Origin of the sequence: Stenotrophomonas sp. YIM B06876 (assembly GCF_030711595.1) — a bacterium.
Lineage (GTDB): Bacteria > Pseudomonadota > Gammaproteobacteria > Xanthomonadales > Xanthomonadaceae > Stenotrophomonas.
On the sequence record NZ_JAUJUJ010000003.1, the window covers coordinates 114,449 to 129,383 of the forward strand.

Annotated in this window: 11 protein-coding genes; 4 read left to right on the top strand and 7 right to left on the bottom strand. The window is 64.5% G+C overall.

The features are described 5' to 3' along the window. Positions 1-80 precede the first annotated feature (80 nt). Positions 81-1,847 (bottom strand): oligopeptide:H+ symporter, encoded by a 1,767-nt coding sequence (locus QZH66_RS02790; protein WP_305804502.1) that lies wholly within the window; start codon positions 1,845-1,847, stop codon positions 81-83. Positions 1,848-2,078: 231 nt separating this feature from the next. Here QZH66_RS02790 and QZH66_RS02795 point away from each other — a divergent pair, with 231 nt between their 5' ends. The 3 genes from QZH66_RS02795 to QZH66_RS02805 all read left to right on the top strand — a co-directional run bounded on the left by QZH66_RS02795 (position 2,079) and on the right by QZH66_RS02805 (position 7,703). Next, positions 2,079-4,034: an oligopeptide transporter, OPT family gene (locus tag QZH66_RS02795; protein WP_305804426.1), complete on the top strand. Its 1,956-nt coding sequence runs from the start codon at positions 2,079-2,081 to the stop codon at positions 4,032-4,034. Positions 4,035-4,214: 180 nt separating this feature from the next. After that, entirely contained in the window at positions 4,215-6,281 is a 2,067-nt protein-coding gene (locus QZH66_RS02800) for a S9 family peptidase (RefSeq protein WP_305804427.1), read from the top strand. 168 nt (positions 6,282-6,449) lie between these two features. Next, the gene (locus tag QZH66_RS02805; RefSeq protein WP_305804428.1) at positions 6,450-7,703 is read left to right on the top strand and encodes a DUF819 family protein; all 1,254 of its coding nucleotides are present in this window, start codon (positions 6,450-6,452) and stop codon (positions 7,701-7,703) included. A gap of 81 nt (positions 7,704-7,784) precedes the next feature. Here the strand turns inward: QZH66_RS02805 and QZH66_RS02810 are convergent, their stop codons facing one another. From QZH66_RS02810 to QZH66_RS02825, 4 genes are all read right to left on the bottom strand, one after another. After that, positions 7,785-8,984, bottom strand: coding sequence for an XVIPCD domain-containing protein (locus QZH66_RS02810; protein WP_305804429.1), 1,200 nt, complete (start codon positions 8,982-8,984; stop codon positions 7,785-7,787). A gap of 20 nt (positions 8,985-9,004) precedes the next feature. After that, a complete protein-coding gene (locus QZH66_RS02815) occupies positions 9,005-9,796 on the bottom strand; it encodes an ankyrin repeat domain-containing protein (protein ID WP_305804430.1) in 792 nt (263 codons plus the stop codon). Positions 9,797-10,116: 320 nt separating this feature from the next. Next, positions 10,117-10,341, bottom strand: coding sequence for a CstA-like transporter-associated (seleno)protein (locus QZH66_RS02820; RefSeq protein WP_305804431.1), 225 nt, complete (start codon positions 10,339-10,341; stop codon positions 10,117-10,119). Beyond that, positions 10,341-12,407: a carbon starvation CstA family protein gene (locus tag QZH66_RS02825; protein WP_305804432.1), complete on the bottom strand. Its 2,067-nt coding sequence runs from the start codon at positions 12,405-12,407 to the stop codon at positions 10,341-10,343. Before QZH66_RS02825 ends, QZH66_RS02820 begins: the two co-directional genes overlap by 1 nt. Before the next feature lie 235 nt (positions 12,408-12,642). Here QZH66_RS02825 and QZH66_RS02830 point away from each other — a divergent pair, with 235 nt between their 5' ends. Further along, the gene (locus QZH66_RS02830) at positions 12,643-13,494 is read left to right on the top strand and encodes a pirin family protein (RefSeq protein ID WP_305804433.1); all 852 of its coding nucleotides are present in this window, start codon (positions 12,643-12,645) and stop codon (positions 13,492-13,494) included. A gap of 41 nt (positions 13,495-13,535) precedes the next feature. Here QZH66_RS02830 and QZH66_RS02835 read toward each other — a convergent pair whose 3' ends face one another. After that, positions 13,536-13,997 (bottom strand): hypothetical protein, encoded by a 462-nt coding sequence (locus tag QZH66_RS02835; RefSeq protein ID WP_305804434.1) that lies wholly within the window; start codon positions 13,995-13,997, stop codon positions 13,536-13,538. Between the two features lie 209 nt (positions 13,998-14,206). Next, positions 14,207-14,929 carry an aquaporin Z gene (gene aqpZ, locus QZH66_RS02840; RefSeq protein ID WP_305804435.1) on the bottom strand — a complete coding sequence of 241 codons (723 nt, stop codon included), beginning with the start codon at positions 14,927-14,929 and terminating at the stop codon, positions 14,207-14,209. Between the last annotated feature and the right edge of the window lie 6 nt (positions 14,930-14,935).

The window sequence follows — 14,935 nt, forward strand, 5'->3', positions numbered from 1 at the left end:
GCGGGATACAGCACGAGAAGTCAGCAACTACAAACGGCGCCATAAGGCGCCGTTTGTATTTTCATCGGGGCGGTGCGCACTCAGCGCACGCCGTGCATCATCCGCTTGAGCAGTGGCGAGGCGAGCAGGGCGAGCAGCGCGCAGCCCAGGCCGATCCACATCAGCAGCCAGAACAGGTGCTCGTAGCGCGCGGCGGCGTCGGCGAGGTTCATCACTTCGCCTTCGGGCACCTCGATGGCGGCGAGCTTGCCGAACAGCGCAGCCAGGGTTTCCGAAAACGCGGTGGCCAGAAACCAGGTGCCCATCATCAGGCTGACCACGCGCGGGGCGGCCAGCTGGGTCACCGCCGACAGGCCCACGGGCGACAGGCACATCTCGCCGATCTCCAGGATCAGGTAGGCCAATACCAGCCACCACACGCTGGCCATCTGTCCGCTCACGCCCACCTGCTGGGCGGCCAGCGCCAGCGGGATGAATGACAGCGCGGCGAACACCAGCCCGAAGGACGATTTCAGCGGCTTGGACGGATCCAGCCGGTGCTTGTCCAGCCAGGCCCACAAGGCGGCGAACAGCGGCGCCAGCAGGACCAGGAACAGGGCGCCAAGATAGGTCAACGAGCCGGCGGTCTGCGGCAGCACCAGGCAATCGCGGACCAGCAGCACCAGCATCAGGCTGGCGATGCCGGCAAACAGCAGCCGCGGTGCCGCCGAGGCGGGCGCGTGCTCGGACAGGCGCGCGGCCACCACGAAGCCCAGCGGCGCCAGCAGCAGCGAGGCGATCGACCACGGCAGCGGCGTGCCCTGGCGGATCACCAGTGAAGGCACGATGTCCTTGGTCAACAGGCGGTCGGTGAAGGTCACCCACGAGCCGTAGGTCTGCTCGTACAGGGTGAAGAACACCAGCGCCATGAAGATCAGCGCCATCAACGCGATCATCTGCTGGCGTTGCACGGGAGTGCACTGGGTGCCGGTGAACCAGGCAAACCACAGCAGCACGCCGCCCAGCACCACGATCATCAGCATCAAGGCCAGGCTGAGCTCTCCGCCCAGCGCGAAGGCGCCGTTGGCCGCGGCCCACATCAGTCCGGCCACCGGCACCACGCCGAGCACCGCGACGGCGTAGATCAGCCACTCGCGCGGCAGCCCGGCAATGCGGTCACGCAGGCGTGCCGGCTCCGCCGGTTCGGCATGCCCGTGCAGGTACTTCTGCCCCCACAGGAACATGCACAGTCCCACCACCATGCCGATGCCGGCAGCGCCGAAGCCGTACTTCCAGCCATAGGCCTCGCCGAGGAAGCCGCAGATCAGCGAGGCGAACAGCGCGCCGAGGTTGATGCCGGCGTAGAACAGCGAAAAGCCCGAGTCGCGGCGCGGATCGTTGGCGGCGTAGAGCTTGCCGACGATGGTGGAAATGTTGGGTTTGAGGAAACCCACGCCCATGATGATCAGCGCCAGCGACAGATAGGTCACCCCCAGCGCGGCTTCGTCGCGGACCACTTCCCCGCCGATGCGGCTGGCCTGCGTGCCTTCCACCACCATGCCGATATGGCCCAACACCAGCAGGATGCCGCCGAACACCACCGCCTTGCGCATGCCCAGCCAGCGATCGGCCAGCAGACCGCCAAATACCGGGAGGCAATACACCAGGCCACCGTAGGCGCCGAGCAGGTCCAGCCCGGCCTTGTCACCGAACAGGTGGTGCTTGGTGAGGTACAGCAGCAGCAGCGCCTTCATTCCGTAAAAGGAGAAGCGCTCCCACATCTCGGTGAAGAAACAGACGTAGACGCCTTTGGGGTGGCCGAGGAAATCGTCGGAAGCGGGGGCGGGCAGTGCGGCAGCGGTGGGCATCGGCATCGGGCGGGCGGGAGACCGCCGCGAGTATAGGGCCGCGCCGCGTGCTTGCCGGCGGTGCGTGGCAGCTGTCGCCGGCCATCTTGCCGGATGCGGCCGCTGGCTTTGCCGCAACGGATGCGGTGGCGGGTAGCGGCTGTCGCCCCGCGATTGCGCGCAAGGGTGGCGGCTGGACTTGAACGGCGGCTGGGGATAGCGTGAGGAAGTTTTTTGCCATCAGGGGCATCCATGAACAACGCTGCACCACGCCAGCTCACCTTCAGGGCGGTGGTTCTGTCCATCGTGCTGGCGGTGATCCTTGCCGCCGCCAACGCCTACCTCGGCCTGTTCGCAGGCCTGACCATCGCCACCGCCATTCCCGCCGCCGTCGTCTCGATGGGTGTGCTGCGCCTGCTGGGTGGCGGCACCCTCCTAGAAAACAACATCGTCCAGACCGGCGCCTCGGCCGGCTCCTCGATTGCCGCCGGCGTGATCTTCACTGTCCCGGCGCTGGTGATCATGGGCTACTGGCCCGACTTCAAATACTGGTGGGTGCTGAGTATCGCCGGCCTGGGCGGCCTGCTCGGCGTGCTGTTCTCGGTGCCGCTGCGGCGCTCGATGATTGTCGAAGACCCGCTGCCGTTCCCGGAAGGCAAGGCCGCGGCCGAAGTGCTCAAGGCCGGTGACAATCCAGGCCCGGGGATGAAGATCCTGGCGGTGTCCGCCGCCATTGGCGCCACGGTCAAGCTGGCCGCGGCCAGTGGCCTGCGGGTGATTCCCGATACCTGGGTGCAGTCGGCCTACCTGGGCAGTTCCAAGGTCACCGCGTTCATCGGTACCAACCTGTCGCCGGCGTTGCTGGGCGTGGGGTACATCGTCGGGTTGAATGTCGGCATCGTGGTGCTGTCCGGCGCGATCCTGTCCTGGCATATCGCCATTCCGCTGTACCAGGCGTTCTTCATGAACTCCGATCCGGCATTGGCGGCCTCCATCGCCACCGCCTCCTCGGCCGATGCCGCGTTCTCGATCTGGGCGGCGAAAATCCGCTACCTGGGCGTGGGCGCGATGCTGATCGGCGGCATCTGGACGCTGTTCTCGCTGCGCAAGTCGCTGCTCAAGGGCATCAAGAGCGGCTTTGCCGCCGCGCGCAAGAGCGCCGGCAGTGTGCAGGTGGCCGAAACCGACCGCGACCTGCCGATGAAATGGATGCTGGTGGCGCTGCTGCTGTTCACCCTGCCGCTGCTGGGGCTGTACCAGGCCATCGTCGGCCAGTGGCTGGTCAGTATTCCGATGACCATCATCATGATCGTCGCCGGCTTCCTGTTCGTGTCGGTGTCGGCCTACCTGGCCGGCCTGATCGGTTCGTCCAACAACCCGGTCTCGGGCATCACCATCTCCACCATCCTGTTCGCCTCGGCGATCCTGGTGCTGATGCTCGGTCGCGATTCGCCGATCGGTGCGGTGGCCGCGATCATGATCGGCGCGGTGGTGTGCTGCGCCGCGGCGGTCGGAGGCGACAACCTGCAGGACCTCAAGGCCGGCTATCTGGTGGGGGCGACCCCGTGGAAGCAGCAGCTGATGCTGGGCATCGGCGCGTTCTCGTGCGCGCTGATCATGGCGCCGGTGCTGAACCTGCTGGCCCATGCCTACGGCATCGGTGCGCCCACGGCCGAGCATCCCAACGCGTTGGCCGCGCCGCAGGCGAACCTGATGGCCTCGGTGGCCCGCGGCCTGTTTGGCGGCGAGCTGCCGTGGATGATGATCGCGCTGGGGGTGGCGGTCGGTGCGGTGATCATCGCTTTGGACAACTGGCTCAAGGCCACCGGCAAGCGTTTCCGTGTGCCGGTGCTGGCCGCGGCCATCGGCATCTACCTGCCACTGGAGCTGATGGTGCCGATCTTCCTGGGGGGCCTGCTGGCGCATCTGGTCGAGCGTTTCCACAAGCTGCATCCCGATAACGAGGAAGGCCGCGACGTCGCGCACCGCCCCGGCGTGTTGTTCTCGGCCGGCCTGATCACCGGTGAGGCGCTGATGGGCATCGCCATCGCGATTCCGATCGTGGTGTCGGCACGTGCCGACGTGCTGGCGCTGCCGGAAACGTTCCATCTGGGCCAGTGGATCGGCCTGGTGGTGCTGGCGCTGGTGGGCTGGCTGCTGTATCGCACCGGCCAGAAGGGTGAGCAGAAGGCCGCGAAGGCGGATTGAGAGCAGGTCCGGCCGCCGATCCACGGCGCCCGGGCAGAGGGAATGAAGCCCCGCTCCGGCGGGGCTTCGCTTTTTCCACGGGGACTGGCGCTGGCGCCGGCCGCGGCATGACTTCATACCTTTGCGCCAGCCGTGTCTGCGCGCCTACTATCCGGGTTTTGCCGTGTCCCGGAGACACCCATGAAACTTCGATACGCCCTGTTGCCGTTGTGCCTGCTGACCGCGATGCCTTCGCTGGCGGCCGAACGTGGCTTTGACGTCCGCGACATGGTGGCGATGGACCGCTTTTCGGCGCCATTGCTGACCGCCGACGGCGGCACCGTGGTGTTCGCCAAGCGCCAGCTGGACAGCGCCAGCGGCAAGGCCGGCAGCAGCCTGTGGACCCGCAACCTGCGTACCCGCGACATCGCTCCGCCCGCGCGGCTGACCCCGGAAGGCTGGAACGTCAATTCGGCTGCGCTGTCGGCCGACGGCGGCACCGTGTATTTCCTCAGCGCCAAGTCCGGCAGCCAGCAGCTGTATTCGCAATCGCTGCAGGGCGGCGCGCCGCGGCAGTTGACCGATTTCGCGCTGGATGTGGACAGCTTCCGGATTTCGCCGCAGGGCGACCGCGTGCTGTTCAGCAGCGGCGCGTTCCAGGGCTGTGGCTCCGACCTGGCCTGCACCCGCACGCGGCTGGACAAGACCGCCGCTGCCAAGCACAGCGGCCAGGTGTTCGACAGCCTGTTCGTGCGCCATTGGGACACCTGGAATGACGGCCGCCGCAACACCCTGTTCGTGGCGCCGCTGCCCAAGGCCAAGGAAGCGCCGGTGAAGGGTGCCTCGGCGATCAGCGCCACCCTGGCCGGTGACGCGCCGTCCAAACCGTTTGGTGGCAACGAGGATTTCGTGTGGTCGCCGGATGGCAAGTCGGTGGTGGCGTCCATCCGCGTCGCTGGCCGCGAAGAGCCGTGGTCGACCAACTTCGACCTGTACCAGCTCGATGCCACAGGCAAACGCGCCCCGAAGAACCTGACCGCCGCCAATCCGGCCTGGGATGCCGGCCCGGTGTTCAGTGCCGACGGCAAGACCCTGTATTACCGCGCGATGAAGCGCCCGGGTTTCGAAGCCGACCGCTTCGGCCTGATGGCGATGGATCTGGCCAGCGGCAAGACCCGTGAAATCGCTCCGGCATGGGACAGCTCGGCCGATGGCGCGACCCTGTCCGCCGATGGCAAGACGATCTACACCACTGCCCAGCACATGGGCGAACACCCGTTGTTCGCGGTGGACGTGGCCAGCGGCAAGGCGGAAAAAGTGGTGGGCGAGGGCAGTGTGTCCGCGTTCGAGATCGCCGGCGACACCCTGGCCTTCACCCGCAATTCGCTGCAGAGCGGCGACCAGCTGTTCACCACCAGCGTGAGCGGTGGACAGCTGCGCGCCATCACCCCGAGTGCCGGCGAGATGCTGCCGGACGTGAAATTCGGCGAGTTCGAGCAGTTCTCGTTCAAGGGCTGGAACGACGAGACCGTGCACGGTTACGTGGTCAAGCCCTGGAACTACGAGGAAGGCAAGAACTACCCGGTGGCGTTCCTGATCCACGGCGGCCCGCAGGGCAGCTTCGGCAACGGCTGGAGCTACCGCTGGAACCCGCAGACCTATGCCGGACAAGGCTACGCGGTGGTGATGATCGACTTCCACGGCTCCACCGGCTACGGCCAGGCGTTCACCGATGCGATCAGCCAGCACTGGGGCGACCGCCCGCTGGAAGACCTGCAGAAGGGCTGGGCGGCGGCGCAGCAGAAATACCGCTTCCTCAACGGCGACAAGGCCTGCGCCCTGGGCGCAAGCTACGGTGGCTTCATGGTCAACTGGATCGCCGGCAACTGGAACGGGCCGTGGAAGTGCCTGGTCAACCATGACGGCGTGTTCGACCAGCGCATGATGGGCTACGCCACCGAGGAGCTGTGGTTCACCGAATGGGAGCAGGGCGGCACGCCGTACCAGAAGGCGGCCAACTACGAGAAGTTCAACCCGGTCAACCATGTCGCCGACTGGAAGAAGCCGATGCTGATCGTGCACGGCCAGCTCGACTACCGCATCCCGGTCGAGCAGGGGCTGGGTGCGTTCACCGCGTTGCAGCGCCAGGGCATCGAATCCAAGTTCCTGTACTTCCCGGACGAGAACCACTGGGTGCTGAAGCCGGAGAACAGCGTGCAGTGGCACGACACGGTCAACGGCTGGCTCAAGCAGCACATCGGCCAGTAATGCTGGTGCCGCCTCCTGGCGAGGCGGCATTGCCGCATAGCGCCGCAGCGTGGCCATCCGATGCCGCGCTGCGCCGTGATACGCCGCCCTGGCGGTGCTAAGCTGCGCTATCGCCGCGTCCTGCGGCGTTTTTTTTTCTTATCAATCGATCGACAGGGGAACGGGTTGATGCCGACCGAGAGCACCACCGCACTGATCACCAATGACATCGTCGGCCTCGGCCTGATCGCGGCCACGCTGGCCACGATCTTCTATCTGGCCAGCGGACCGACGCCGTTCTGGCGCAAATTCTTCGCTTGGGTGCCGGCGCTGCTGCTGTGCTACTTCATTCCGGCCATCTACAACACCGCCGGGGTGATCGACGGGCATACCACCAAGCTTTACAACCCCATCGCGCGCGATGTGCTGCTGCCGGCGGCGCTGGTGCTGCTGACCCTGTCGATCGACCTGAAGGGCATCGCCAGGCTTGGCCCGAAGCTGCTGATCATGTTCGTCACCGGCACCGTGGGCATCATGCTCGGCGCGCTGGCGTCCTTCCAGGCGATGAAGCTCATCCACTCGCCCACCGTGGCCGGGGACACCTGGGCCGGCATGGCGGCGCTGGCCGGCAGCTGGATCGGCGGCGGCGCCAACATGGCCGCGATGCGCGAGACCTTCAATGTCGATGCCACCACCTTCGGCCAGTTCGCCGTGGTCGATGTGGTGTGTGCCAGCATCCTGCTGATGCCCGCCCTGATCTGGCTGGCCGGGCGGGCGCAGGGCATCGACGCACGCAACGGTGCCGACACCTCGGCCATCGATGACATGAAGCGTCGGATCGCCGACTACCAGGCCAAAAGCGCCCGCATTCCGACCCTGACCGATTTGATGGTCATTGTCGGTGTGGGCCTGGGCATTGTCGGCGCGGCGCACGCGCTGGCTGCGCCGTTGTCGAACTGGTGCGCGCAGAACATCAGCTTCGCCAAGCAGGCCTCGCTGGACAACCAGTTCGTCTGGGTGGTGATGCTGTCCACCTTCGCCGGCCTGGCGCTGAGCTTCACCCGCGCCCGTGAGCTGGAAGCAGCCGGCGCCTCCAAGGTCGGCACGCTGTTCCTGTACTTCCTGATCGCCTGCATCGGCATGCAGATGGATCTGCTCTCGCTGCTGGAGCGTCCGTGGCTGTTCCTGCTGGGGGTGATCTGGATGGGCACGCACGTGCTGCTGCTGTACGTGGTCGGCCGCCTGCTGAAGGCGCCGATGTTCTTCCTGGCCATCGGTTCGCAGGGCAATGTCGGCGCGGCGGCTTCGGCGCCGGTGGTGGCGGCGGCGTTCCACCCCAGCCTGGCGCCGGTGGGCGTGCTGCTGGGCACGGTCGGCTATGCCACCGGCACGGTGCTGGCCTACATCACCGGGCTGATGCTCAAGTGGATGGCGGGGGCCTGAGTCCGCTGCTGCGACAGAAAAGCCGTTCAAAAAGAAGGACAGCAGCTGCTGTCCTTCTTTCTGGGCGCTGACGGCGTCAGATCAGCCCATCGCAAAATGCCGTCGACTGTGATCAGGTTCGATTTGCGCGTTGGCCGGATTCAGGCGTTGGTGCTGCTCGAGCTGATGGATGCTGGCCTGCATCGGCATGTCCATTGCCGCTGCCAGATCAAGGTTGCTGCGCCGATGCGCCGGGTCATGCAGGCGGCCTTGGACAGCGAACAGTCGATCCCCGTGAAAGACCATATGGTCGATTCTGTCCAGCCCATCATCCGCCGAGCGCGCGGCGATACCCGCTGCGGTGTTGAGGAAGGTCACGTCGTCTTTCAGGCCCAGCTTCTCGCGCTGGGGCTCAAGCTGGATGACCGCATCTTCGAACAACCGGTTCCCGACACTATTGGCCGATGCCGGGGCTTTGATTGCTTTACCTTGTTCGGCATCGCGCAGCTGTTGCAGATCCAGCGAGTCCATTACCGAGGCGATGCCATGAAGGTCATATCGATGCTTGAGCATTGTTCCCGGGATCAGGCGCTGGCCAAACGACAGCGGGGCGGGGTCGGGGAGTTCAATGCGATGGCCAATGGCATCGGGCAGTGCCCATTTCAGTGGGATGCTGTCTTCCTGCAGGTGTGTAAGTAATTCGTTCTTGACGCTGTAGTTACGGATCAGACCTTCCGCTGCGTATTGTTTTGCAGCGATCGGGTCCAAGCGTGCACGTTCGAAGGTGTTGCTATGTACGCCTGCAGAGTTGTAAGTAACGGCGGGTGTGTTGTTGATGACGCCAGCGGCAGCAGCGAGGCCACCGCCCAAAGAGTGTCCAGTCAGTAACAGATTGTCGCCGTAAACAGCCAAAGCTCTTTCGGTCAACTCGATGGCATTTTTGTACTGCCTTGTCTGGAGTCCGACGCCCTGTCCCAGATTCTGTGGCCAGTCTTTACCTTCGTCGGTTCCGCAGAATGCCAGGACTACCTGTCCGTCAGGGCCGCGATAGAAGCTTGCATCGAAACCAGACCTGTCGTTGTGTAACAAGGAAGTGCCGATACTTTTGCTTATAAGCTCTTGTTCACTGATTCGGGTCCAGCCGGGCGGGAGAAGGGCGGGCTCTGGAGATTGACCTTCGCGACGGCTACGCGCATGAGCGTAGAGATCTTGAAGTACCTGTGGTAATTGAAGGTCAATAGGTTGCGGCGTTGTACCGGTGATTGATTGGGCATCAAATTTGGTGGAAGTAGTCGATTCCATGACAAGCGCCTTCCTCCGTATCAATGCTCGATGGCAATGTTGTGGCGCTCCAGCCAGCCGCGAACTTGGTCACGACCTGCCTTCCCCTTGGCGTTGAGCAGCTTTTCCGGCGTTCTAAAAAAGGAAAGTTGGAACGTATCGCCATTGTTGTTGCGCAGAGTGGGATCGACACCCGCCTCCAACAGTTTGAGTACGGTGTCTGGATCCTTGGCGCCAATGTGAAGCAGGGTGTTTCCAAGGTGATCTCGACGCTTGATGTCGGCGCCTGCGTTGATCAAAAGATCGCGCTGGATATGCTGGTCGTACATCACCGCAACGAACAGCGGCGTCCAGCCATTGGTGGGACGCGTGTAGTCGACGGGAACCTTGTGTTTGAGCAGGACCTGGAGGTACTCCGGTGGATCGACCATCGCGGCCATATGCACGACGGTTTCGTCATCCATCCCGATCAGGGAGGGATCGGCTCCAGCCTCCAGCAGCGCTTCGAGTGAGGCGGGTTTCTGGTTCCAGATTGCCCACTCCATCAGGGTCACATTGTACTGGCCTCGAGCAGCCAGATCGGTGGTCGGCGCCAGTGCCTTTATCCGAGCGGTCTTACCGTCAGCAATGGCATCTGCCAGAGGCTTCACGGCTGGATCGGTGAAGGGGGTTTTTTGCTGGGTGTTGGCTGGCACTCGCGGTTGCTCCCTTTCTTGAGCCATTGTGTTTACGCATAAAGCGACATTTTTTAGGCACGAAACGGTTGTTCTCGCGCATGAAGCCATAAGCAACGAAGTGGCTATTGTTGCCAGAACAGGGATCTTTCTCTGCATTCCAGTTTCCTTTCCGGTTGCGTTGTATGAGTGGTAGAGCCCGGGATTGCATGGTGATGGCCGATCCTAGCACCGGCATCTGTGGCGATCCGCAGTGCCCATGTGATCGGTTTTGCAGATCACGGACAGGAAAGAAGGGCAGGACAGCCGTTTTTCACGGCGATGCCGCCGAGCGGTGCCGCACGGGGATGTGCGTCATGAAAAAACGGCAGGACAGCCGTTTTTCACGGCGATGCCGCCGAACGGTGACGCACATGGATGTGCGTCATGAAAAAGGCGGGGCCAATGGCCCCGCCTTGGGTGCTTCCCAAGCTGTGGATTCAGCAGCAGCGGAAACCGCCTTTGCCACCGAACCGTGCCTGCTGACGCTCGCGGAAGAACGTCTTGTAGTCCATTGGAATACGGTCCGGATGTTTTTCGCGGACGTGGCGCACATAGTTGTCGTAGTCCGGCACGCCGCAGCACAGTCGCGCCGTCTGCACCAGGCGCCGCCAGGTGCGCTTGAACGCCTGGTGCTGGCCGACAGGAACGAGTTCGGTGCTCATTACAGATCCACCTCATGCGGCTTGAGTGCCACGTACGGGGTCTCGCGATCGGTCCGCAGCGGGGACGCATGGGCGGCGATGATCGTCCTGACCGAATACACCAGCACCGCGAACACCACGAACAGGAACAGCACGGTGAGACCGGCGTTGATGTAGTTGTTGATCATCACCTGCTGCATCTGGTCGAAGCCCTTGGACGGCGGCAGCAGGTTGCCGGCGGCGATCGCGTCGCGGTACTTGTGCGCCTGGGCCATGAAGCCCACCCCCGGATCGCTGGAGAAGATCTTGATGAAGCCGGCTGCAGTGGTGCAGATCAGCAGCCAGATGGCTGGCAGCAGTGGCACCCAGGCGTACTTCTCCTTCTTCTGCTTGAACAGCACCACGGTGCACAGCATCAGAGCCACACCGGCCAGCATCTGGTTGGCGATGCCGAACAGCGGCCACAACATGTTGATGCCACCCAGCGGGTCAGTCACGCCCTGGTACAGGAAGTAGCCCCACAGCGCGACACAGCCGCCGGTGGCGATGAAGCTGGCCACCCACGAATCGGTGCGGCGCAGCGCCGGCACGAAGTTGCCCAGCAGGTCCTGCAGCATGAAGCGGCCCGAACGGGTGCCGGCGTCGACCGCGGTCAGGATGAACAGCGCTTCGAACAGGATCGCGAAGTGGTACCAGAACGCCATCATGCCTTCGCCCGGCAGTACCGAATGCAGGATCTGCGCGATACCCACCGCCAGCGTCGGCGCACCGCCGGCCCGCGACAGGATCGAATGCTCGCCAATCTCGGCCGCCGTCGCGTTCAGTGCATCCGGGGTGATCGCAAAGCCCCAGCTGCTGACGACCTGCGCGGCATGGACCACATCGGTGCCGATGATCGCGGCCGGGCTGTTCATGGCGAAGTAGACGCCCGGCTCGATGATCGAGGCGGCGACCATGGCCATGATCGCCACGAACGACTCCATCAACATGCCGCCGTAGCCGATGTAGGCGGCGTGGCCTTCATTGGCGAGCAGCTTGGGCGTGGTGCCGGAGCTGATCAGCGCATGGAAACCGGAGACCGCGCCGCAGGCGATGGTGATGAACAGGAACGGGAACATGCTGCCCTTCCACACCGGGCCGGTGCCGTCGGTGAACTGGGTCAGCGCCGGCATCTTCAGCTCCGGCATCACGATCAGGATGCCGATCGCCAGGCCGACAATCGTGCCGATCTTGAGGAAGGTGGACAGGTAGTCGCGCGGGGCCAGCAACAGCCACACCGGCAATACCGCGGCGACGAAACCGTAGCCGATCAGCATCCAGGTGATCTGCACCCCGGTGAAGGTGAACATCGGGCCCAGCACCGGATCGGCGGCGATCTTGCCGCCGTACCAGATCGCGGCAACCAGCAGCAGCAGACCCACGACCGAAATCTCGCCGATCTTGCCCGGGCGCACGTAGCGCATATACAGGCCCATCAGAATGGCGATCGGCATCGTCGCGATCACCGTGAACATGCCCCAGGGGCTGCCCTCCAGTGCCTTGACCACGATCATCGCCAGCACCGCCAGGATGATGATCATGATCATGAAGACACCGAACAACGCGATGGTGCCGGGCACCTGGCCCATTTCCTCGCGCACCAGATCGCCGAGCGAACGCCCGTTGCGACGGGTGGAGATGAACAGGATCATGAAATCCTGCACCGCACCGGCCAGCACCACGCCGGCAATCAGCCACAGCGTGCCGGGCAGGTAGCCCATCTGTGCGGCCAGCACCGGGCCGACCAGCGGGCCGGCGCCAGCGATGGCGGCGAAGTGGTGGCCGAACAATACGTGCTTGTTGGTCGGCACATAGTCCAGACCATCGTTGTGGATGACCGCCGGCGTGGCGCGGGTCGGATCGACCCCAAGCACCTTGTTGGCGATGAACAGGCCGTAATAGCGGAACGCCACCAGGTAAATCGAAACCGCCGCGGCGACGATCCACAGCGCATTGATATTTTCGCCGCGGCGCAGGGCCACCACGCCCAGGCATCCTGCGCCGAGGATGGACAGCAACGCCCAGCCGACTTTTGAAAAACCTTTCATGAGAAGCCTCACCCTGAGATCGTCTTAAGAGTCCTCCCATGCGCGGCAGGGGTCAACGTGTACGGCAAGTGAAGCAGATGCGACTTTGGTCGTAGTTTGCACATGCAAAACACGCTGACTGGCCGCTGCACATAACGCCGTCCGTGCCGGCCGCTGGAACAATCGGTTGCGCCGGTGGCCGTTGGCGCCGGCGCCGGGGACACCCATTGTCTGAGCAGTCCAGGAGAACCTGCCCATGAGCAACGCAAATCACACCCGCGTGGTGCGCACGATCCGCGGCATGCCGACGTCCGACGGTGCCGGCGTGCGCCTGACCCGCGTGATCGGGACGTCCGAACTGCCGGATCTGGATCCGTTCCTGATGCTCGACGAGTTCGGCACCGACCAGCCGGAGGACTATCTTGCCGGTTTCCCGAGCCATCCCCATCGGGGTTTTGAAACCGTCACCTACATGCTCGACGGACGGATGAGGCACAAGGACAACCACGGCAATGAGGGCTTGCTCACGCCGGGCAGCGTGCAATGGATGACCGCCGGCCGCGGCCTGGTGCATTCGGAAATGCCGGAACAGGAGTCCGGCCGCATGCGCGGTTTCCAGCTGTGGGTGAACCTGCCGGGGCGCGAGAAAATGACCGCGCCCCGGTACCAGGAGTTCGCGCCCGAGCGCATTCCGACGGCCAGCCCGGTGCCGGGCGTCAGCGTGAAGGTGATCGCCGGCCAGGTGGGCGAGGTGGTCGGGCCGATCGTGCAGCCGGCCACCGATCCGCTGTATCTGGATATCGCGCTGCAGCCGCGGGTGCGCTGGCATTACACGTTGCCGCAAGGCCACAACGCCTTCGCCTATGTGTTTGAAGGGACCGCGCAGGTGGGCGAGGGGGCGGACGCGCGCATGCTGGCGACCCATGAGCTGGGCGTTCTGGGGGGCGGTGCACTGCTGCAGCTGGGTGCGGGCGAACACGGCGCGCGGCTGCTGCTGGTGGCCGGGCGTCCGCTGCGCGAGCCGGTGGCCCGGCATGGGCCGTTTGTGATGAATACCCGCGAGCAGCTGATGCAGGCGTTTGTCGACTACCAGGAAGGGCGCTTCTGACCGTGCTGCCCCCGGATTGCCAGTCGGCAACCCGGGGTCGGTCAGTTGCTTCCAGCCAGCGCCGACGGATTGAGGTGCATGCTCTGGGTCAGCCCCTGCATCAGGCCCAGCTCGCTGCTGTCGGCCGCATCGATCCAGATCTGCGCATAGCGTTTCTTGTCCAGCTTGACCACGGTGATGCGTCGCGACTCCAGGCCAGGCAGGTCGCGGCCGCCCATGTCCAGCCGGTACCAGTACAGCGGTTCCCCGGCAAAGCCACCTTTTTCCGCGCGCAGCGGGCGGTTCAACGGCAGGTCCGGATTGCGCGAGCCCAGCATCATGTTCAACACCGCGCGGCCATCGTCGGTGGTCGCCTTGCAGACGATGAAATCGCTCTGCACCTGCGCTTCCCAGTGCAGGTTCGCGTTGGCCGGCAAGGACGGGCAACCGGCGGCTGGCTCGGCCAGCGCAGCAGGGCTGGCCAATGCCAGCAAAAGGCCGGAAAAAACACTTGCAGTCTTCACGTCACATTCCCCCCAGAAGGAGCCGGCACGGACAGGCCCGGCGGAATCGTGTGCATTGTTCGGAAGCCAGCGCATTGCCCCGCAGGCCGGTGGTATCCATGGCCTGACCCGCGCATCCCCATGCACGTCTACGGTGGACCCACCCTATTACAAAGCCGGGCCGGCTTACAAATCGCTGGAGCGGTTGTGGCCGCCGCCGCGGTGCATGGTCAATGCGGTTCGTGGCCGATCCACTTGTAGGCGATACCGCCGATCATGCCGCCCAGGATCGGCGCCAGCCAGAACAGCCACAGCTGGCCCAGCGCGCCGCTGCCGGCAAATATCGCCACCGCGGTGGAGCGGGCCGGGTTGACCGAGGTATTGCTCACCGGAATGCTGATCAGGTGGATCAGGGTCAGCGCCAGCCCGATCGCAAGGGGCGCAAACCCGGTGGGCGCGCGGCCGTGGGTGGAGCCCATGATCACCATCAGGAAAAACGCGGTCAGCACCACTTCGCACAGGAACGCGGCGGCCATGCTGTAACCGCCCGGTGACAGTGCGCCATAGCCGTTGCTGGCAAAGGTGCCGGCATGACTGCTGTCGATCACGAAACCGGCATTGCCTTGCGCGATCTGCAGCAGGATGAACGCCGCAGCGAAGCCGCCCAGCAACTGGGCCACGATGTAGGGCAGCAGGTCCTTGCCGGCAAAGCGGCCGCCGGCCCACAGCCCGATGCTCACTGCCGGATTGAAGTGCGCCCCGGAGATATGGCCGAAGGCATAGGCGCCGGTCAGCACGGTCAGGCCGAACGCCAGCGCCACACCCATGAAGCCAATGCCCAGCGGATTGCCCGTACCGCCGAAATTGGCGGCCAGCACCGCGCTGCCACACCCGCCCATAACCAGATAGAAGGTACCGATGAACTCGGCCGCAACGCGTTTGCCCATGCCCATGTCTGC